Source organism: Paenibacillus sp. FSL K6-2393 (genome assembly GCF_038002545.1).
In the GTDB taxonomy this organism is placed as follows: domain Bacteria; phylum Bacillota; class Bacilli; order Paenibacillales; family Paenibacillaceae; genus Paenibacillus.
In genome coordinates this window covers 4,977,637-4,999,743 of sequence record NZ_JBBOCU010000001.1, presented here as the reverse complement: position 1 = coordinate 4,999,743, position 22,107 = coordinate 4,977,637, and the positions used below count along the sequence as shown (strand labels likewise).

Annotated in this window: 19 protein-coding genes; 18 read left to right on the top strand and 1 reads right to left on the bottom strand. The window is 45.8% G+C overall.

The genetic code is table 11. The annotated features are described in order from the left end of the window. Positions 1–44 precede the first annotated feature (44 nt). From MHI14_RS21995 to MHI14_RS21935, 13 genes are all read left to right on the top strand, one after another. Positions 45–260: a hypothetical protein gene (locus MHI14_RS21995; RefSeq protein ID WP_036610057.1), complete on the top strand. Its 216-nt coding sequence runs from the start codon at positions 45–47 to the stop codon at positions 258–260. A gap of 198 nt (positions 261–458) precedes the next feature. Then, positions 459–1,487, top strand: coding sequence for a cell wall-active antibiotics response protein LiaF (liaF, locus tag MHI14_RS21990; protein ID WP_091032724.1), 1,029 nt, complete (start codon positions 459–461; stop codon positions 1,485–1,487). 3 nt (positions 1,488–1,490) lie between these two features. Continuing rightward, complete coding sequence (locus MHI14_RS21985; protein WP_091032721.1) at positions 1,491–2,516, top strand: HAMP domain-containing sensor histidine kinase; 1,026 nt, start codon at positions 1,491–1,493, stop codon at positions 2,514–2,516. A gap of 18 nt (positions 2,517–2,534) precedes the next feature. Further along, a complete protein-coding gene (locus MHI14_RS21980; RefSeq protein ID WP_017689597.1) occupies positions 2,535–3,197 on the top strand; it encodes a response regulator in 663 nt (220 codons plus the stop codon). A gap of 148 nt (positions 3,198–3,345) precedes the next feature. Continuing rightward, on the top strand, positions 3,346–5,010 hold the full coding sequence (locus MHI14_RS21975) for a S1C family serine protease (protein ID WP_091032719.1): 1,665 nt from the start codon (positions 3,346–3,348) through the stop codon (positions 5,008–5,010). A 172-nt stretch (positions 5,011–5,182) separates the two neighbouring features. Next, on the top strand, positions 5,183–5,872 hold the full coding sequence (locus MHI14_RS21970) for a response regulator transcription factor (RefSeq protein ID WP_091014684.1): 690 nt from the start codon (positions 5,183–5,185) through the stop codon (positions 5,870–5,872). A gap of 1 nt (position 5,873) precedes the next feature. Then, entirely contained in the window at positions 5,874–7,334 is a 1,461-nt protein-coding gene (locus MHI14_RS21965; RefSeq protein ID WP_091032716.1) for a sensor histidine kinase, read from the top strand. 67 nt (positions 7,335–7,401) lie between these two features. Then, positions 7,402–8,355, top strand: coding sequence for a 4-hydroxy-3-methylbut-2-enyl diphosphate reductase (locus tag MHI14_RS21960; RefSeq protein WP_133385915.1), 954 nt, complete (start codon positions 7,402–7,404; stop codon positions 8,353–8,355). 292 nt (positions 8,356–8,647) lie between these two features. After that, positions 8,648–9,712 carry a 3-deoxy-7-phosphoheptulonate synthase gene (gene aroF / locus MHI14_RS21955; protein ID WP_036610039.1) on the top strand — a complete coding sequence of 355 codons (1,065 nt, stop codon included), beginning with the start codon at positions 8,648–8,650 and terminating at the stop codon, positions 9,710–9,712. A gap of 413 nt (positions 9,713–10,125) precedes the next feature. After that, complete coding sequence (gene glnA / locus MHI14_RS21950; RefSeq protein ID WP_074094318.1) at positions 10,126–11,550, top strand: type I glutamate--ammonia ligase; 1,425 nt, start codon at positions 10,126–10,128, stop codon at positions 11,548–11,550. 362 nt (positions 11,551–11,912) lie between these two features. Continuing rightward, entirely contained in the window at positions 11,913–13,001 is a 1,089-nt protein-coding gene (gene serC, locus MHI14_RS21945; protein WP_091035043.1) for a 3-phosphoserine/phosphohydroxythreonine transaminase, read from the top strand. Between the two features lie 139 nt (positions 13,002–13,140). Then, positions 13,141–13,608, top strand: coding sequence for a tRNA (uridine(34)/cytosine(34)/5-carboxymethylaminomethyluridine(34)-2'-O)-methyltransferase TrmL (gene trmL, locus MHI14_RS21940; RefSeq protein ID WP_017689589.1), 468 nt, complete (start codon positions 13,141–13,143; stop codon positions 13,606–13,608). 167 nt (positions 13,609–13,775) lie between these two features. Further along, on the top strand, positions 13,776–14,030 hold the full coding sequence (locus tag MHI14_RS21935) for an AbrB/MazE/SpoVT family DNA-binding domain-containing protein (protein WP_036610032.1): 255 nt from the start codon (positions 13,776–13,778) through the stop codon (positions 14,028–14,030). 100 nt (positions 14,031–14,130) lie between these two features. Here the strand turns inward: MHI14_RS21935 and MHI14_RS21930 are convergent, their stop codons facing one another. Then, positions 14,131–15,048, bottom strand: a complete 918-nt coding sequence (locus tag MHI14_RS21930; RefSeq protein WP_289391844.1) for a serine hydrolase domain-containing protein — start codon at positions 15,046–15,048, stop codon at positions 14,131–14,133. Positions 15,049–15,562: 514 nt separating this feature from the next. Between MHI14_RS21930 and MHI14_RS21925 the strand changes: the two genes are divergently transcribed. From MHI14_RS21925 to bglX, 5 genes are all read left to right on the top strand, one after another. Continuing rightward, the gene (locus MHI14_RS21925) at positions 15,563–16,285 is read left to right on the top strand and encodes an alpha/beta hydrolase (RefSeq protein WP_341131197.1); all 723 of its coding nucleotides are present in this window, start codon (positions 15,563–15,565) and stop codon (positions 16,283–16,285) included. 11 nt (positions 16,286–16,296) lie between these two features. Next, positions 16,297–17,256 carry an ABC transporter permease gene (locus MHI14_RS21920; RefSeq protein WP_017689585.1) on the top strand — a complete coding sequence of 320 codons (960 nt, stop codon included), beginning with the start codon at positions 16,297–16,299 and terminating at the stop codon, positions 17,254–17,256. A gap of 18 nt (positions 17,257–17,274) precedes the next feature. Next, positions 17,275–18,177, top strand: a complete 903-nt coding sequence (locus MHI14_RS21915; protein ID WP_076209164.1) for a carbohydrate ABC transporter permease — start codon at positions 17,275–17,277, stop codon at positions 18,175–18,177. 53 nt (positions 18,178–18,230) lie between these two features. Beyond that, positions 18,231–19,826 carry an ABC transporter substrate-binding protein gene (locus MHI14_RS21910; protein ID WP_091032705.1) on the top strand — a complete coding sequence of 532 codons (1,596 nt, stop codon included), beginning with the start codon at positions 18,231–18,233 and terminating at the stop codon, positions 19,824–19,826. A gap of 98 nt (positions 19,827–19,924) precedes the next feature. After that, entirely contained in the window at positions 19,925–22,090 is a 2,166-nt protein-coding gene (gene bglX, locus MHI14_RS21905; RefSeq protein ID WP_341131196.1) for a beta-glucosidase BglX, read from the top strand. The last annotated feature ends 17 nt before the right edge of the window (positions 22,091–22,107 follow it).

The window sequence follows — 22,107 nt, the reverse complement described above, 5'->3', positions numbered from 1 at the left end:
GGTGCAGCAATGCATCGTAAATATGAAGAGAGAGGTGATTCGTTGTGGCTAAGAAATCACAAGGGTACCAAACGCCAAACGAGAAGTACAATGCAGAGTTTGGAGAAGAGAATGCAGCAGCAAAAGTGAAGCAATCCGCTCAAAACAAAGTACAAGATAATTTCCAAACACCTGATGAAAAATACAATGCCGAGTTCGGTGTAGAAAACACAGGCCAAACTGGCCAAGGTCAAGGCAAAGCATCAAAATACAAAAAATAATTGAAGATTCATTAATCTAATGATGATTCAGCACCCTGGAGCAGCAGCTCCGGGGTGTTTTACATATGCGAAGTTTTTTACATTAATATCCTCTCATCTCAGTCTCGAGACCGAGATGAATTCCATCTGCCGCCGCTGTTCTCATTGTCTTGTCTGAGTTACACTGGATACATAATACAGACAAAGGAGACATGAGCGATGAAACGATCGACGCGTGACCGCTGGTGGGTTGGCATACCTCTTATTGCTATTGGTGCGATGATCTTGTTCAGACAATTGGGATATGACATTGATGTAGGATATATTTTCAGAACATATTGGCCGTTATTTCTAATCTGGTGGGGGGTCAAAGGAATCTCCGAGATTCGTCGCAACGGGGGTTACGCCTTTATTGGACCGGTAATTGTACTGGCGATTGGTGGTTACTTTCTTGCCCGTAACCTGGGATGGATTGATTACTCCATGGGTGAGTTCATCCGTTATCTGATTCCGGTTATGCTGATTGGCGGAGGATTGTTTGTACTGATCGGGCCACGACGTCGTGATCGGAAACATCATGACAAGATGCAGCCACCTCCAGCACCTGAGCAACCTTATAAACCGTTGGCTCCGGAGGATCTGGAGATGCCGTCGTCGTTTGACGAACAATTCGAGAAAACATTTGGCAAACCAAAACAGGAACAGAAGAACGATTCACATGGCCCTCATTTCACAGGATCAACGGATTCATCATCACAAGGGCATCAATATAAGAAGAAACATCAATCGTATAACTCTAACGATACCGGATATGGAGAACATTATGGTGATGGCTACGGAAATGGTTATGGGGATTATGGCAGTGGCAATACCATTAACAAATCGGCGTTCATCGGTGATCTGTACATGGGGCAGGAAGTGTTCTCGTTGAAACCAATGAACATCTCGGCTTTTATCGGAGATACTGTAATTGATTTGACCAAGGCACAGATTCCTTATGGGGAGACGAAGATTGTCATTTCTTCATTTATTGGGGATGTGAAAGTATTTGTACCGGAAGATATGGATTTGGGTGTGACGGTGACGACAAATTCCTTCATTGGAGATATGTCACTGTTGAACCAGAAACGCGGCGGATTCCTGAGTAGTGCCCAAGCTGAAACTGCTCATTACCATGAAGCAAGCAAAAAGGTACGGATTATCGTAAGTGTGTTTATCGGAGACGTCAAAGTGAATAAGGTGGGTTAACGCATGATTCGAACAATTCTCAAGGCCAATAAATGGGAACTGATGATGTATTTTGCGCTAACCGGTCTGATTACGCTGGGCGGCTTCTATCTATTGTATGGAGAGGTGTTGATGGGGGCTGGTCGTCAGCGGGCATGGACCTATGTTGCCGTTGTTGTGCTGGCCACCGTTATCACCGGATATATCGCTGCATTACGGCTTCAGCGTAAGATCGACCTGCTAGATCTCAACATGTTGAAAGTTTCCAAGGGTAATCTGGCGGTGCGAATGCCTGAAGCGGATGACGCTTCGTTTGGTCGTGTCTATCAGGAGTTCAATGTCATGATGGATTCGATTGAGAAAAAAATGAGACTGCTTCAGCGCCTCGGTGAGCAGGAAGTCATTGAGAAGGAGCAAGCCTCGGAGCGGGCTGTGCTTGAAGAGCGCAAACGAATGGCAAGGGACCTTCATGACACGGTTAGCCAGCAGCTGTTTGCCATGCATATGTCGGCTTCGTCCTTACCTCGTCTGCTGGAGATGAATCCTGAACATGGCGGAAAAGTACTGGACCAGTTAATCCAGATGTCACATATTGCACAGCGTCAGATGCGAGGACTGATTGCCCAACTTCGACCGGTGGAGCTGGAAGGGCGTGATCTCACCGCAGCACTGGATAGTTGGTTTCCTGATTATTGCAGGCAGAATGGTCTTAAAGGTGTGAAAGAGCTGGAACTGGATGGCGGAATCTCGGATGCCATTGAGCACCAGCTGTTTCTTGTTATTCAGGAGGCGGTTGCCAATGTTGTGAAGCATGCAGAGGCGGGAGTGGTTAGTCTGTCCATACGGGAGAGTGAACATCAGATCAGCATGAGCATCAGCGATGATGGTCAGGGATTTTTGCAGCAAGCGGAGCGTCCGGGTTCATACGGTTTATCTACCATGCGTGAACGGGCGGAGAAGCTTGGGGGGCAAGTTCAGATTATATCAAAGCCGGGAGCGGGAACAACGGTACGGGTATTAATCCCGAAATTTCCGAATGTTTCTGAATGAACCAGAGGGGGAGACGGAATGAGTGGGAAAGTAAACGTAATGATTGTGGATGACCATGATATGGTGCGCATGGGGTTGAAAACGTATCTGATGCTGGAACCTACTTTTCATGTGATGGGAGAAGCGGGCCACGGGCAGGATGCGCTTGATCAGTTGCGTAAGTTAAATGATAGCGAAATGCCGGACCTGATCCTGATGGACCTGATGATGCCGGTAATGAATGGCGCTGAAGCAACAAAAGCCATTATGACTGAATTTCCAGGGATGAAAATTGTGATGCTCACCAGTTTTCTGGAGGATGATCTTGTTGTGCAAGCGATTGAAGCGGGTGCGGTAAGTTATGTACTGAAGACAGTCTCTGCTGAAGAACTGATCTATGCTCTTCAAGGGGCCTATAGAGGCATGCCTGTTATGACAGGTGATGTGTCGCAGGCATTAACCCGGGGAATCAGACAACGTACAGCTAGAGAGAGTGAATCGGGTCTGACTGAACGGGAGAAGGAAGTGCTGCTGCTTATTGCAGAGGGAAAGACCAACAAAGATATCGGAGAAGAATTACATATCAGTATCAAAACCGTCAAAACACATGTGAGTAACCTGCTGATGAAATGTGAGATGGACGATCGTACACAATTGGCCATCTATGCGCATCGTCAGGGTTGGGTGAAAACGAAAGGGTAAAATGCTGTCATGACAGGGAAAAGAGTCTATTCTTACGTGCTTTTATCTCCTTTTTAATTGTTTTTAAGGTACGGTTAAGGTTTAAAGTACAAAATAAGGACAGTTAAAGAATATCTCTTGGGAATAAGAGATTGGGAGGTAGAGAGGCATGGACGAACGCAACTATAGATCGAACCGTCAAGACGAGGAAAACGAAACCAAACAAACGGAGAACCGCAATTCTTCCGGAACGGACGAATCCTCCTATTATTATTCTTATGGACCTTTTCAGTCCGTGAATCAGGAAGATACAGCAAATCACATGGGAAGCAATAATCAGCGTGAAGAAGGAAATGTAGAGATTACAAAACCTGATCCGGTGAGACCCGTACCTACTTACTATAATAGTGAATCATCTGAACAAGCGAAAAGATCATCAGGAGGCGGCGGAAACGGCTCAGGTAACGGTGGAGATCAAGGGAATGGCGGCAAAGGCAACTGGAACTATAATAACCGCAAGCCGCGTTCTTCCGTAAGATCACTTCTATTTTCCTTTATTGCCGGTATGCTGGTCATCACCGTTCTCATGTACACAGCTGACAGAACAAACATGTTCACACCGGAGACGGCACTTACGAACACTGACAATCAAAGTTCAGGACAGGAAGCGTCCACAAACACAGGCGGAGGCAACAATGTGACAGCGTCGTTACTGCCAACAGGCAAAGAAGATGTGTCTTCCGTAGTAACAAGTACAAGTCCGGCTGTCGTCAAAATCGAAACACTCGCGAAGCAGTCCTCACGTACAGGATTGGGTCAGGGTGGATCAAATACAAGTGATCCGTTGTACCAATATTTCTTTGGTAATGGCGGCGGAACGGAAGGCAATCAAGGCCAAAGCCAGCAACCACAAAGCAGTAATCAGCTTGTGCCTATGGGCATTGGTTCCGGGTTCATTTTTGACAAAGAAGGATATATCCTGACGAATCAACACGTTGTTCAGGGTGCAGACGTAATACAGGTAACCCTGGAGAACAACAGCAAACCATATGAAGCTAAACTGCTGGGAAGCAGCTTTGATCTGGATTTGGCTGTATTGAAAATTGAGAAAAACAGTGGTGACGATGCGTTCCCTGTAGCTCCACTGGGTGATTCCAATAGTACTCAAGTCGGTGAGTGGCTTGTAGCTATCGGTAACCCGGAAGGATTTGAACACACGGTTACAGCAGGTGTATTGAGTGCTAAAGAACGTACGATCAGCATTCCAGATGAAGAAACAGGAAAAACACGTGAGTACAGCCATTTGCTGCAAACAGATGCTTCGATTAATCCGGGTAACTCCGGTGGCCCATTGCTTAACCTGAATGGGGAAGTCATCGGAATGAACGTTGCAGTAAGCGCAGATGCACAAGGGATTGGTTTTGCGATCCCGTCGAGCGTCATCTCTGAAGCTGTTAAATATCTTAAAGAGAACAAAGAAGTTCCCAAAGAGCCAGTACCATTTATCGGTGCGTCCCTGATGGCTCTCACGCCTGAAGTTGCTAAACAAATGGGAACAGATGTAACCGAAGGTTCTGTCGTAGCCAGCACGATCTTCCAATCACCGGCTTATCAAGCAGATCTTCGTGCATATGACATCATCACAGGTGCCAACGGTACGCCTTACGCGACAAGTCAAGATCTGATTGATTTCATCAAGAAACAGGAAATCGGCAGTGAAGTGACATTAAACGTGGTGCGTGACGGTAAGAAAATGGATCTGAAAATCAAAATCGGCAACAAAAATGATTTTGATACTTCACAAACAACAGGTACACAACAGCAGCAACCATAAATATCGGGTACGGATTGACAGAACGGAAGGGTTTGAAGGCCCTTCCGTTTTTTTGCCCTGATGGGGTAAGGTTTAATGGACTAATACTGATTGGAGTCCGCCTACTTGAAGATGCAGATTGTGCTTCTGCCTGTTACAATGGGATAAAACGTTAGGATAAAGGAGAAAGACCATGCGCTCAACTATTTTGATTGTGGATGATGACGAAAAAATTGTATCCATGCTCCGCCGGGGGCTGGCTTTTGAAGGATATGAGGTACAGACGGCTTCCAACGGAGCTGAAGGCCTCAGCAAACTGATGGACAAGGAGCCGGACATCGTTGTGCTGGATGTGATGATGCCGCAGATTGACGGATTTGAGGTATGTCGCAGATTGAGAGAAGCAGGCAGTAAAGTGCCTGTGCTGATGCTGACGGCCAAGGATGAAGTGCAGAGCCGCGTGACCGGACTGGACACGGGAGCCGATGACTACCTTGTAAAACCTTTTGCGCTGGAAGAATTATTGGCACGTGTCCGTGCATTGCTGCGCCGCAAGTCTGATAGTGGGGGTACGCCGGACAACCGCTTAATGTATGAAGATATCATTTTGGACAATGACTCACGTGAAGTATTGCGAGATGGGCAGCGTCTGGAGCTGACTGCCAAAGAATTCGAACTGTTGAATCTGTTCATGCAAAATCCAAGACGGGTACTTTCCCGTGATCTGATTATGGATAAAATCTGGGGTTATGATTACAGCGGTGAGTCTAATGTGCTTGAAGTGTACATTGCCATGCTCAGACAGAAGACCGAAGAATACGGTGGCAAGCGTCTAATCCAGACCATCCGGGGAGCCGGCTATATCCTGAGAGGTGACTCCTGATATGTCCATCCGGTTAAGACTAACCGCATGGTATTCTGGCATTTTGGCGGCTGTTCTTATCTTTTGGGGCGTTGTAATTTATGCCTTTGTTTATTTTAACTCCTATCAGGAAGTCGAACAGCAATTGAAGGTGAAGAGTACCCGGATTACGGAGCAGATCGGTGTTAATCCTCTTTCACAGTCGTTGGATCTGGACCCATTTACAGAGAGTCAGCTTCAGGAGGCACAAATCTATATTCAACTCTGGGATTACCAGAGCCGCTCGGGCATAATTTCCGGCAATATGAAGAAATTAGGGATTCAGTTTCCGGTATTAAAAACCAATGAAATTCTTGAAAAGCGTGGCATATCCAAGATCTATGTGGATGGGACACCGTTTCTGGTGAATCAGCTTCCCCTTTCTCTTCAGGGTACCAATGAAGTACGTGGAATTCTTCAGGTTGGTGCGAATGTAAGTTCACAGGAGCGCCTGTTGGAAGCGTTGCTTAATATTTTGGTTTTTGGTTGGCTGGTAGCGATGGCCCTCGCTATTACCTCAGGTCTCGTCTTGGCTCGCAAGTCGATGCGTCCGCTCGTGACTGTCATTGATGCCGCCAATCAGATTCAATCTGGAGATGACTTAAGTGTACGTATTCAATATGCTGGGCCGAAGGATGAGATCGGGCGTCTGATTGAAACGGTGAATAATATGCTTGAACGTACAGAATTGTCATTCCGTGGTTTGGAGGAGACGAATGCTGCCCAGCGCCGCTTTGTATCCGATGCATCGCATGAACTGCGTACGCCGCTGACCACCATTCGCGGGAACGTAGACTTCTTGAAGAAGCTGTGGGATCAGGAGGGAACCGACCGACCGAATCTGGATGAGGAGACTGTCAAACAAATGTCGCTGGAAGCCATTGAAGATATGGCGGACGAGGGAAAACGTATGAGCAGGCTGATCAGCGACATGTTATCGCTGGCGAGAGCGGATACGGGTCAGAAAATTGAACTGAATCCGATCCCGCTGCAGATTCTCGTACAGGAAGTGGCACGCAGAGCACAATTTCTGGATCGTCAGGCAGACTGGCTTCCGGGAGATTTTTCCATCCTTAACGGCATTTATGTGAACGGTAGCAAGGACTATCTGCAACAGATGTTATTTATCTTCATCGAAAATGCATTTAAATACACACCTGAAGGCTCTGTGACGCTGGATGCCGTATTATACAAAGGCCAAGTGGGACTACGCATCAGCGACACCGGTATTGGGATGGATCGGGACGAAGTGCCGTTCATCTTTGATCGCTTCTATCGGGCAGATGAATCCCGCGGGGCTACACCGGGCATAGGTCTGGGACTTTCGATTGCGAAGTGGATTATTGAGGAACATCATGGATCGGTTGAGGTTGTGACCAGACGTGCAGAAGGAACCACCTTTATTATCTGGTTGCCGGTTGTCTTTGCTCCGCCTATCGAATAAAGGTATAATAGACAGGACTGCAATTACATCGGCAACGTTGCCGAGAAAGAAAGCGGGTGGCAACCAAGTGGAAGTACTACGAATTTCGCCGCGGGGATATTGTTACGGCGTTGTGGATGCGATGGTGCTCGCGCGTCAAGCGGCACGCAATCTGGATTTACCACGACCTATTTATATATTGGGTATGATTGTGCATAACCAACATGTGACGGATTCCTTTGAAGATGAAGGCATTATTACATTGGATGGTCCGAACCGGATGGATATTTTGAGCCAAGTGGAGAGTGGCACGATTATTTTCACAGCTCATGGTGTGTCTCCTGAAGTGCGTAAGCTGGCACGGGACAAAGGATTGACAACAGTGGATGCAACATGCCCTGATGTCACCAAGACCCATGATCTCATTCGGGAGAAGACGGCAGAGGGTTATCAGATCATCTATATCGGCAAAAAGAATCACCCTGAACCAGAAGGTGCCGTAGGTGTTGCACCAGATCTCGTTCATCTGATCGAGAAGGAAGAAGAGATCGAAGAACTGAGCGTATCTCCGGGCAAAATCCTTATTACGAATCAGACAACGATGAGCCAGTGGGATATCAAACACATTATGAGCCGTCTGTTGGAGAAGTTTCCGGGCGCAGAGATTCATAATGAGATTTGCCTCGCAACTCAGGTTCGTCAGGAAGCTGTTGCTGAACAGGCAGGTCAAGCGGACCTGGTTATCGTGGTGGGTGATCCTCGCAGCAATAACTCTAATCGTCTGGCACAAGTGTCGGAGGAGATCGCCGGGGTTACGGCCTACCGTGTATCCGATGTTTCCGAGATTCAGCAAGAATGGCTGAAAGGTGTAAATAAGGTGGCGGTTACTTCGGGTGCATCAACACCAACACCGATTACGAAGGAAGTCATCCTTTATCTGGAGCAGTATGAACATGACAAGCCGGAGACGTGGGAGATCAAACGTACCGTGAACATGAGCAAACTGCTGCCTCCAGTTCGAGAAAAAACACGTACACCATAGGGCGAAAGAAATGTAAAATGTAAGTCTACGTGTATGTGAATTAAAAACGAGTTGTGAATGAGAAGAACCCTGTTACGCAGATCCGAATGTCGGAGCCTGTGGAGCAGGGTTCTTTTTGATATAGGGATAAAGAATGTGTACCTTGACGCAATAGGAGAACTATGTTATATTCACTTTAACGGATAAAAGCTTAAAAGCGAACAAGCGTTTAAGCGCGACAGAGTTTTTATATTTAATCAGACGCACATTAAGAAATTATGGTGCTCTCATACTAGGAAGGATGGGAATTAATATGATCGTTATTGCAGGCAAGGCTACGCCGGAGGAACAGATTCAGGATATCGTTGCAGTTATTGAAAAAGAAGGGCTTCAGGTGCATATCTCTCGCGGAGAGGATCGTACTATCATTGGTTTGATTGGAAAAGTTGAACCTAAAATGCAAGAGCATCTTCGCCAAATGAAAGGTGTCGAGAATGTCGTTAAAATCTCGAAGTCCTACAAATTGGCAAGCCGCGACTTCCATCCGGAAGATACGGTGATCTCCATCAAAGGTGTAGATATCGGCGGAAAAGAACTTGTTGTCATGGGCGGACCATGTGCGGTTGAATCCGCTGCCCAGATTGATGAGATTGCCGGGCTTGTGAAAGCTGCTGGTGGGCAAGTGTTACGTGGAGGTGCATTTAAGCCGCGTACGGGTCCTTACAGTTTCCAGGGAACGGGCGTAGAGGGATTGATCATGATGGCGGAAGCAGGCAAGAAACATGATCTGCTGACCATTACAGAAGTCATGACACCTGAGTATGTGGATATTTGCGCCGAGTACGCCGATATTCTGCAAGTAGGTACACGTAACATGCAGAACTTTGATCTGCTCCGCAAATTGGGTGAGTGTGGCAAACCGGTATTGTTGAAACGTGGCTTCAGTGCGACATACGATGAATTGTTGAATGCGGCTGAGTACATTCTTGCGGGTGGTAACCCAAATGTCATGCTGTGTGAGCGTGGTATTCGTACGTTTGAATCCTACACACGGAATACGCTGGATCTGTCAGCGATCCCTGTTCTGCAGTCTCTGAGCCATTTGCCGGTTATTTCTGACCCAAGTCATGGTACTGGACGACGTGAACTGGTGGAGCCGATGACAAAAGCTTCCGTTGCTGCGGGCGCCAATGGACTGATCATTGAAATGCATACCGATCCGGATAACTCCATGACAGGAGATGGTGTGCAGTCCTTGTTCCCTGACCAATTCGCCAACCTGTTGCAGGATCTGGAGAAATTGGCACCAATCGTGGGTAAATCATTCAGCACAGCCAAACAACCGGCAGAATTTTTCCCGGCACGTGTAGGCGTATAATAAGAATTTCATAGTCAAGGTCTGGATCATCATCCGGGCATCTCCTCCGATCTCGTTCATTGCAACGGAATCAGATAGATGCTCGGTTTTTTGCATATTTTGCAGTTTTGAACGTATTTATTAATCAATAGTGATAAGAAACATTTATGATGTGAAGTTTTTTCCATGATTTAGGTTAAAATAGAGGTCGCTTTACCGCATTAAACCAGTTAAATGTATATGAAACTAGTTGTTATATGAATTTATGTTATTTATAAAGTGTGAGTATATCTAACATCCCTTCAAAAAATACCTTACATAAGTATTGACGATGTCATGTTTTAAAATTTATAATGACGACAGAAAAAAATTCGAATTTAGACATTTTCTTAGTGGGGTTGTTTAATGTTCGGAATATTTGGGAGGACGAATACATGTCGGTTGAAAACGTATTGAAATCAATTCAAGAGAACAACATCGAGTGGGTAGATTTTCGTTTTGTAGATTTAGCTGGTCGTGCACATCACATCTCGTTGCCAGCTTCGGCTGTTGATGCAGACACGTTCGTAAATGGAGTAGCTTTTGACGGTTCTTCTATCCAAGGTTTCCGCGGAATTGAAGAGTCCGATATGGTTATGATGCCAGATCCTGAAGCGACTTATGTCGATCCGTTCACTGCACACCCTACATTGAATGTTATGTGTGATATCTTCACTCCGGATGGCGAGCGTTATGAGCGTGACCCACGCAGCATCGCTGTTAAAGCAGAAGCTTATTTGCAAGAGAGCGGTGTAGGTACAGCGGCATTCTTCGCACCTGAATCCGAGTTCTTCATCTTCGACGATGTACGTTATGAGAGCGGCACGAACAGCTCTTCTTACTATGTAGATTCCGAAGAAGCTTCATGGAACACTAACCGCAAAGAAGAAGGCGGAAACCTGGGCTTCAAAGTTCGCACTAAAGGTGGATATGTTCCAGTAGCGCCAGTGGATACACAACAAGATATTCGTAGCGAAATGTGTCGCCTTTTGGAAGAAGCAGGCCTGTCGATCGAGCGTCATCACCATGAAGTGGCGACAGCGGGTCAAGCCGAAATCAACTTCCGTTTTGATACACTGAAGAAAACAGCAGATAACCTGCTTGCATACAAATACATCGTGCACAACACTGCACGTCAATATGGTAAAGTAGCAACTTTCATGCCAAAACCATTGTTCGGTGATAATGGTAGCGGAATGCACGTTCACCAATCCATCTTTGATGGCGACTCCCCATTGTTCTATGACAAAGCGGGATATGCTAACCTGAGTGAAATGGCATTGCACTATATCGGAGGTATCTTGTACCATGCTCCGGCACTGATCGCTTTGACTAACCCTAGTACAAACTCATTCAAACGTCTTGTACCTGGTTACGAAGCACCAGTTAACCTGGTTTACTCCAAAGGTAACCGTTCCGCAGCAGTTCGTATTCCAGTTGCAGCAGTGACACCAAAAGGTTGTCGTATCGAGTTCCGTACACCAGACTCCACAGCTAACCCATACTTGGCATTCTCCGCAATGTTGATGGCTGGTCTGGATGGAATCAAACGCAAAATCAACCCAACTGAGCTTGGATATGGTCCGCTCGATAAAAACATCTATGACCTGTCTGATGCAGATAAAGAAAACATCCGCAGTGTGCCAGCTTCTCTCGAAGAAGCACTTGATGCATTGGCAGCTGATAACGAGTTCTTGACTGAAGGCGGCGTATTCACAAAAGAATTCATTGAAAACTACATCAACCTCAAACGTGATGAAGCAAAAGCAGTAGCGATCCGCATTCATCCGCACGAGTACAGCCTCTACTTCGACTGCTAATCGGTTGGGGTCGGAACAGTTCTTGTTCCAACTTAAAGCCTCCGGGACACGTTCTCGGAGGCTTTTCCTTGAATTAAACAATGTAGTGCTTTAACTTTGCAGGGTGATAAAGGAATTTGATGACCTGAATTCAACACTTCAGTGCATATTGCCCTTGAAGCAGATAGAGAATACTGATATCATAGCGATAATATTCACTTTGAGTGCATTTTGCGCAAATCCATAGATCGACTTTCAATAAGTAAGATATAGATCAAAATGATTCGATTGGTCTATATCTTATACCCGTGAGCGATTCTAATCGAATTGTGCAAAATGCTGTTTGTATGTCAGAGTTACGGATGGAAAGGGCGGGGGATTTTGTGACAAAAAGAGCGTATAACTTTAATGCAGGACCTGCGGCGTTACCACTTGAGGTACTGGAGCGTGCACAGGCGGAATTTGTAGATTTTCGTAATACAGGCATGTCGATTATGGAGATGTCTCACCGTGGAGCGGTGTATGAGTCTGTACATAATGAAGCTCAGGAGCGGTTGTTGTCGCTTCTAGGCAATCCAAAAGGATACAAGGTTCTCTTTCTGCAGGGCGGTGCAAGCACTCAGTTCGCGATGTTGCCAATGAACCTGCTCGGTGCAGGGCAGACTGCAAGTTACGTGATGACTGGCAGCTGGGCCAAAAAGGCTCTGTCTGAGGCGAAATTGATTGGCGAGACACATGTTGCTGCATCTTCAGAAGCAGAGAAGTTCATGAAATTGCCGGATGTTTCGAATCTGAGTTTGCCAGAACGTACGGCTTATGTACATCTGACTTCCAACGAAACGATCGAAGGTACGCAATTCAAGTCGTTCCCGGATACCGGTTCAGTACCTCTGATTGCGGACATGTCGAGTGATATTTTCTGTAAACCATTTGATCTTAATCAGTTTGGCATGATCTACGCGGGTGCACAGAAGAACCTGGGTCCATCCGGAATTACGGTTGTAATTGCTCGTGAGGAACTGGTGAGCGAATCGCCTAAAACGATTCCAACCATGCTTCGTTACAGCACACATGTAGATAACAACTCCCTGTACAATACGCCGCCATCCTTCTCGGTATATATGGTGAATGAAGTATTGAAATGGATTGAAGAACAGGGCGGACTGGCTGGTATTGAGCAAAAAAATACGAAAAAAGCGGAATTGCTCTATAACACAATTGACGCTTCCGGCGATTTCTACCGTGGTTGTGTGGAACCAGAAGATCGTTCCCTGATGAATGTAACCTTCCGTCTTGCTTCTGAGGAACTGGAGAAAAAGTTCATCAAGGCATCGGAGGGAGAAGGATTTGTAGGTCTGAAAGGACATCGCAGTGTGGGTGGTCTCCGTGCCTCCATTTATAATGCTGCTCCTTATGAGAGTGTTAAGGCACTGACAGACTTTATGAGCCACTTCCAGAAGACAAATGGATAATTAGTATAGGGTACGGTGTAATGGACCTTCGTGTCTTATCCTGTGCCTTACCAGAGCCTTCCACATTGACGTGTGGAGGGCTTTTCTTTAAGATTAGAGGGTTGTCGTCAACATGAAATGAAAAGGAGATTGAACACATATGGCTTTACACATCGTTCTGGTTGAACCAGAAATTCCGGCGAACACAGGAAATATTTCGCGTACTTGTGCGGCAACCGGTACCCATCTGCATCTCGTGCGTCCACTTGGATTTCGAACAGATGATGCTACATTGAAACGGGCAGGGCTGGACTACTGGCATGCCGTTCATATTGAATACCACGACTCATTTGCAGAGGTTCAGGAAAAATATCCGGAAGGTCGCTTCTTCTACGCAACTACGAAGGCAAAGAACCGATACAGTGACTTTAATTTTCAGGATGGGGATTTCCTCGTTTTTGGTAAAGAGACTAAAGGCCTGCCACCTGAATTAATTGCTGCGAATCCCGATACATGCATGAAAATGCCAATGACTGGTGATGTTAGATCATTAAATCTGTCCAATTCGGCAGCAATTATTGTGTATGAAGCACTGCGTCAGCTTAATTTTCCGGGGTTAGAAGGATAAATCCGGGTTATAAATGACGGCTAGAATTCGGTAAAAAAACATTTTTCAAAAAAAAGGACAAAAAATGTTTATTTCCAGCAGGATTCGACAAAATGTTGGCGAATCTATAAACATAGTACAAATGTACCTAGAAATTTAGAGTAAGATAGGAGAGGTGTGCCGTAGCTATGAAGCCAGCTGGAGTAGTTCGCAAAGTTGACCAATTAGGTAGGATCGTATTGCCTAAATCTTTGCGTAAAAGGTATCAAATGAATGAGGGAGATCCTGTAGAAATCTTAGTACAAGGGGACCATATTATCTTGGAGAGATATCGTCCAAAATGTATTTTCTGCGGATCCATCGAGGAAGTCAACGAGTTCAAAGAGCGTTACATATGCGCACAATGTTTAGATGAAATGACTCAGCTTCCACAACACGGATAAGAAGTAACGCCATGGGGTTTATTAACCCCGTGGCGTTTTTTTTGTTTTCAGTATCCAGTGCATGGTTCAGTTCCATATGAATAAAAGAAGAGTATGAAATCTAAGGTTGAATACATATAGGTAAAACCTCACTCCATACGGCATTCAGGATGCCTTGCATATTTTCTTCCTCACTATTAATACATATGACAGCTTCCTTTGAGGGAATTACGATACACAATTGACCATAGGCTCCATCCGCGCGATAAGCGCCATGAGAACACATCCAGAACTGATAGCCGTAACCTTTTCCCCAATCACCGTCTCCAGTCGTTTCGATTTGCTGGGACGTAGCCTGTCGAATCCAATCCGCAGGTACAAGCTGTCTGCCTTCCCAAAAGCCCTCCTGCAACAGTAACTGTCCAAATCGACTCAGTTCCTCATTGCTTATCCAAAGACCTGCACAGCCAAGTGTTACCCCCAATGGAGAGGTTTCCCACTCTACATCATGAATGCCAAGTGGATCAAATAACCGTGGAGTCAGGTAATCTTTCACGGTTTGGCCTGTAGCAGCCTGTAGCATGGCTGAGATCATAAATGTATCCCCACTGCTATATGTAAATTGTTCTCCAGGTAGCCGGTCCAGAGGCAGCGACATGTAATATTTCGCCCAGTCCTTTTCGGTCAATGAAGCTCGTTCATCAGCCCAAAGAGGGGGAGAGTCATGGCCCGAAGACATTCGGAGAAGATCACGCAGTTTCAATTCCTGCGGCGATGGAAGATTGCGCTGTGCAGTTGGTACATGATCATAAGAGAAATAATCACCAAGTGTCGCATCCAGATGTAACAGACCTTCTTCAAGCGCAAGACCAACGGCCATACACGTGAAGGATTTACTGATGGAATGTTGTACCCTGCGCTGATCCTTATCCCGGTCCCAATGGGCAAGCAGATGCCCTTTTTGTAATATGCGAATGGAAAAAACGTTCAATTTTTGCTCAGTAATCGTATGAATGAAACCTTTGAGTTGCTCAGACATATTAACCTCCCTAATATCAGGTGAAACCTGAGTAAAATCGGTTGGTGAAACGTTTCCGTAATTCGAATGCAAAATCAGAACTCATGTTAGTATAAACCTGGTTTGGTGTCAATTAAAGTTGTAATAGCACTTACTAAATTTTCATTTTTTCGTAATAATAGTGTCTTTCGATGCAAATTTAGACTTAAAAAAGCATTTTTTCGAGAAAAAAACGCGAAATTTGTAAAAAGGTTATTGACAGGATTTACTCATCGGGCTTATGATTTATTCGAAACGATTCGAAGAAATCGCTTCCACATTAAAAGTGTTGTAATGAAGTCCATGTGAATCAACGTTGGCTATGTTTTGAAACGATTCGAGAAAATCGTTTCGATAACCCATCGTAATACAAGGGAATCTACAACAGCCTGCAATCCAACGCCAGAGAAACGAATGAGTAAAGACAGCAGGCGATGATGAGAGGGGTTACATTATGGCACATATAACGATCGAAACTGGATCGCCAACTTTATGCATGAACACCAGCATACATGTTGTGTCCAGTGACTCCGGAGAGACTTCAGGCGGTACACTATATCTGTTGCACGGGGCAGGCGATAATGCGAGTACCTGGCAGCGGTTAACTACAATTGAGATGTATGCAGCCCAATATGGCTGTACCATCATTATGCCGGAAGCGAATCGAAGCTACTACACCGATATGGAATACGGCCTGAATTACTTCCACTACATCACGCAGGAGTTACCTGAAATATGCAAGCGTCTGCTCAATCTGAATCCTGATCCGGAGAAAACATACGTCGCCGGTTTATCCATGGGTGGATATGGTGCACTGAAATGTGGACTAACTTATCCAGAGCGATATCGCAAAGTAGTGTCTCTATCCGGCGTAACGGATATCCAGACACGACTTCATGATCCCCATATGCCAGCGAGCATGATCAAGGAAATGAAAGCGGTTTTTGGAGAACGTTTACAGGTGAAAGCCGATCAGGATATTTACGCACTGTCGGCCAAGTTGCTGGAACAGGGTGTTCCTTTACCGGATATCCTCAGTTGCTGTGGCGATAGTGACCCCTTCGTAGAGATGAATCGCGACTATGCGAAATACATGCAGGGGACTGCCTTTGATTTTCGGTATGTGGAGACGCCGGGGGCTCATGAATGGAGATTTTGGGAGCACCACCTGAGAACGATGTTTGATTTTCTGTACAACGACAAGACCATAGTAGAGTGAGGAGATGCAATGTGAAACCTGCAGCCGAAGGACCTAGCAAAAAGCTGAAGGGAAACGTGAAGGGCAATTCGCTCTGGACTGAAATCTGGAAGCACCGAATGACATACACCCTGCTTATTCCGGGGCTTGTCTGGCTAATCCTGTTTGCCTACATGCCGATGGGTGGCCTGTCTCTGGCATTCAAAGATTACAAAGCCAACCTGGGCATCTGGGGAAGTCCATGGAGCGGATTCGAGAACTTCAAATATGTTTTCCGTGATCCAACCTTTATCGACGCAGTATGGCGTACGCTGTACATCAATATTCTAAAACTGATTATTCAGTTCCCATTCCCGATCATTCTGGCGCTGTTGTTGAATGAATTGCGGATGCGCAGAGGGAAAAAATTGTTCCAAACCGTTCTTACGTTCCCGCACTTCCTGTCCTGGATCATCGTATCCGGGGTAGTCATCAATGTGCTGGCATATGACGGACTGGTAAACAGCGCGCTCGGATTACTCGGATTGCCAACGATTAACTTCCTGGGGTCTGAATCCAACTTTGTACCAATGTTGCTGTTGACTGATATTTGGAAATCAAGTGGATGGGGCGCGATTATATTCTTGGCTGCCATTTCCGGTATTGATCAGGATCAGTATGAATCAGCACAGATTGACGGGGCTTCCCGTATGCAACAGATGTTCAAAATTACTTTACCTAACATCCTTCCAACCATCACAATCATGTTTATTCTGTCGGTTGGTGGATTGATGTCTTCCGGGTTTGACCAGATCTTCAACTTGGCAAATGCCGCTACCAAAAATGTATCGGAAGTACTCGATGTATATATCTATCGGATTACGTTCCAGTCATCTACCGATTTCTCATTCTCGACAGCGGTCAGCTTGTTCCGTTCCCTGGTGAATATGGCCTTGCTGCTTCTTGCTGACAGATTTGCCAAGTGGCTTGGCGGAGACGGTTTGTTCCGATAAGAGAGGAGGAAAAATGAGATGAGCAAGAAAGCTAACAAAAAACCGAGAATTGGTACAGAAAAAATGACACTTCTCGATTACATTATTTTTGCCGTATTACTAGTGCTTGCCCTGATGATCCTGATTCCGTTCTGGAATGTTATCATGATCTCGTTTGCAACACAAAAAGAATATGCTGACAATCCATTTTTGATGTTCCCTAAAGAATGGACATTGGATTCCTACAAGGCATTGTTCGCTGACGGAACGATTCTGTCGGGGTACAAAAATACAATTATATTGCTAGTCATCGGCTTGCCACTCAGCTTGTTCCTGACAACAAGCATGGCATATGGCCTTAGTCGCAACAAATTTCCGTTTAAGAAATTTCTCTTTTTCCTAGTACTGTTCACCATGATCTTTAATGGTGGTATCGTACCGCTGTATCTGATCATGAAATCTCTTCATCTTACAGGTACGCTTTGGTCTGTTATCCTGGCGGGAAGCTTCAGTGCGTTTAACATGATTCTGATGATGAACTACTTCTACACCTTGCCTGAATCACTCATGGAATCGGCGAGACTGGATGGAGCCGGAGAGTGGAGAATTTTGTTCTCCGTTGTTCTTCCGCTGGCTACACCAATTATGGCTACAATCACGTTGTTCTACGGTGTGGCTTACTGGAACAGTTGGTATGATGCGATGATATTCCTTCGAAAAGCGGATCAGTTACCGCTCCAGAATGTACTCCGAAATATTATCGTGACATCTACGACGAATGCATCCAATGCATCCAGTGTGGATGCTGCCCAGGCAAGCAACTTCTCAATGGGCATGAAGATGGCGGCCGTATTTGTCACCATGGTACCAATTATGTGTTTCTTCCCAATGCTGCAAAAACACTTTGCCAAAGGGGTATTAACAGGGGCAATCAAGACCTGATTATACGTATAGGATTTTGCAATAAAATTCTACTAAAAACATGGGGGTAAAACATGAAAACGAACAAAAAGTTGTCAGTAAGAGCTCTCTTTGCCATCACGCTTAGTGTAGTTATGCTGATGGTGACCGCTTGTTCCAGCCAAGGAGCTTCAGGTGGTAACGAAAAAGATGCAGAGGGAAATTACAAAGACAACCTGACCATCTCTGTAGCTAACCTGACCGAAATCAAAAACGGGAACCTGGATAATGACTTCCACAAGTTCTGGACAGACAAATTCAATGTAACTTGGGACTACAACTATATCGATTGGGATTCATGGGGCGAGAAGCTTCGTCTGTGGATCAACTCTGGCGACTTGCCGGATGTAGCGGTATGGAACTACGTACATGGCGATGCCATTAACAGTATTGAACAAGGTTTGTTCTACAAATTCCCGGATGACTGGAAAGAACGCTGGCCTAACGTGGCAGCAGCTTACAATTTGACGGGTCTTGGAGACAAGTTGGAAGAATTGACGGGTGGAACATATGTCCTGCCTAGACCAATCTATTTCGAGAACAAACCAGCTGACCCACTGACGAACCAAATTGGTGTCATCGCGCTTCGTAAAGACTGGGCTGAAGCAGTTGGTTTTGAACTTAAAGATGCTTATACAACAACCGAATTGAATGAATATGCTGCACTAGTGAAAGAAAAAGATCCAGGCAAAGTGGGTAACAAACTTGTACCTCTGTCCTACAATGCGGCAGATGCCATGACAAACATGATTATGCCAAACAGTGTGCATGCCATGACTGACTCTCCGTTCTACAAAGGTGAAGATGGCCAATTCCACTGGGGACCAGCAGATCCTGAAACGCTGACAGGACTTAAATTGATGCAAAAAGCCTATAAAGACGGACTGCTCAATCCTGAGTTCTACACATGGAAAAACAATGAAGGTCAAAACAACTTCAAAGTAACAGGTACAGCTGCTGTAACAAGTCTGGGCGGATTGGCTTCGTACAGACAAGGTCTGGATTCCGATATGAGAAAAAATCTGGGTGTAGATAGTGATGAACTGGTACACACAGCAATCGTAGTAGGCGATGACGGGAAATACCGTAACATGGAGCAAGCCAACTTCTGGTCTGCATTGATCTTCAATCCGGACATCAGTGACGAGAAATTCGAACGGATCATGGATCTGATCGATTACTCCGCAACAAAAGAAGGACAGTTGCTCATCAATATGGGCTTTGAAGGAAAAGATTGGAAATATGATGAAAACAACGAACTCGTTAGCTTGTTGCCAGAAGGAACGGTATTGGAAGATAAATATCCAGCACGTTTCGAAGGTCTGTATCTGCTCGGTGACGACTTCAGTGTTGTAAACCCTGCAATCAAAAAAGATTACCGTGATAGAGCCGTGAAATTGTTCGAAGAAAAAGCAAAACTTGGTACAGAAGGTAAATCCCTTGCAACTTACGATTGGGATGTCAACCTGTACGATTCCAAAGCTAAGAGTCAGGCTTCATTCGACTACCAGAACGAATATGCCAACTTGATCCTCAAAAACGGAGATCTAGAGGCGAACTGGAAAGAATGGGTAAACAGTAAAATGTCCCTGGTTCAACCTTACCTGGATGAGCTAAACGATAAATTCTAGTAATCATTCAGTAATTCATTTTGAACCCGGTGCGCGGTCTCTCCCCGAACGCAGCCGGGTTCTTTATTTCAACAACTTGTAGTGGAGGATACGATCAGATGAATAACGAGCAGTTGTTAGACCTGGTAAAACAGATGACGTTGGAGGAAAAAACAGCTCAGCTTCTTCAGTTGACTGCCAACTTTTATGAAGGAACAAATGTCGAAGGTCAGATCACAGGGCCGATGGAAGAGATGGGGATTACGGAGCAGTCCGTGGATGCCAGTGGGTCCATTCTGGGGTTGTCCGGTGCGCAGGCCATCATTGATGTACAGCAAGCTTATATGAAAAAAAGCCGTTTGGGCATTCCGCTTTTGTTCATGGCTGACGTAGTTCATGGATTCAAAACCATTTTCCCGATTCCACTGGCGATCGGTTGTTCATGGGACACAGAACTGGCTGAGAAAAGTGCTGAAATTGCAGCACGTGAATCAGCTGTATCCGGTTTGCATGTTACCTTTGCACCGATGGTGGATCTGGTTCGTGACCCGCGCTGGGGTCGTGTGATGGAAACGACAGGAGAAGATCCTTTTCTGAACAGTTTGTTTGCGGCTGCGTTTGTACGTGGATATCAGGGCGATAGCTTGAAGGATGAGCCAGATCGTCTTGCAGCCTGTGTTAAACACTTTGCGGCATATGGAGCAGCTGAGGGTGGTCGGGATTACAATACGGTGGACATGTCCGAGCGTAACTTGCGTGAGTACTATTTGCCAGCGTACAAAGCAGCGTTGGATGCGGGTGTGGAGATGGTCATGACTTCGTTCAATACGGTTGACGGTATTCCGGCAAGTGGCAATGAGAAGTTAATGCGCGGCATTTTGCGTGACGAGTGGGGCTTTGATGGTGTATTAATCTCGGATTGGGCTTCCATTCGCGAGATGATTGCGCATGGTGCTGCAGAAGATGATCGTGAAGCGGCATATCGTGCCATTCGCGCAGGAGTAGATATGGAGATGATGACACCTTGTTATGTGCATCATTTGCCTGAACTGATTGAGAGTGGTGAAGTGGAAGAGAAGCTCATTGATGAAGCTGTTCTGCGAATTCTGCAACTGAAAGAGAAGCTGGGATTGTTCGATAACCCGCTGCGTGCAGCTGATCCTGAACGTGAACGTGAGATTGTATTCTCCAAAGAGCACCGTCAGGTATCGTATGAACTGGCAACCAAATCTGCTGTCTTGTTGAAAAATGATGACAGCGTGCTTCCACTTCAACCTGACGCTAATGTAGCCCTCATTGGTCCTTTTGCACAGAGTCCTGATATTCTGGGCTGGTGGTCCTGTGAAGGGGTTAAGGAAGACGCAGTTAAGTTGGGAACAGCTCTGCAAGAACGCCTGACGGGTGGGAAAGTTCAATTTGCTCAAGGCAGTAATGTTCATACGATTACAGCTGAGCAGATCGCCGAAGCCTTGGAAGTGGCAAGCAAAGCAGATCTGATTGTCCTTGCTCTTGGTGAAGACTCAGAGATGAGTGGAGAAGGTGGCTCGCGCACGGATATTCGTCTGCCAGCAGCCCAACTGGAATTGGTTAAACAGCTCAAAGCAGCGGGAAAACCGATTGCCAGCGTTATTTTCAACGGCCGTCCATTGGATCTGCATGGTGTAATCGATGAATCGGATGCAGTTCTTGAAGCTTGGTTCCCAGGTAGTGAAGGCGGGGCAGCGATCGCAGATGTTCTGACAGGTGTAGTGAATCCATCTGCACGTCTGACGATGTCCTTCCCACAATCCGTAGGTCAGATTCCGGTCTATTACAACCATTTCAATACAGGTCGTCCGTTGAACCCGGAGAAGACAGAAGAACGTTATGTCTCCAAATACATTGACAGCCCGAATGAACCTCTGCTTCCGTTCGGTTATGGTCTCTCATATACTTCTTTCTCTTATGGTGATCTTGAAGTGTCAAGTAACGAGATGACTGCCAAAGAGTCCCTGAGCATCCAAGTACGTGTAACGAACACAGGTGAGCGCGCAGGTGTGGAGACCGTCCAGTTGTACGTTCGTGATGTAACAGGTGAAGTTGTTCGTCCTATGCGTGAGCTGAAAGGATATGTGAAGCTTGCACTGGAGCCAGGCGAGAGTGGTACAGCTACGTTTACTTTAAATGAAGAACAGCTTCGTTATCACCATTCCGACTTAAGCCATCGCAGTGATCGAGGCGAGTTCCATATTCTTGTGGGTGCAAACAGTCGGGATACTCAGAAGAAATCATTCAGACTTGTTTAATCCGGTGAATGAAAAGA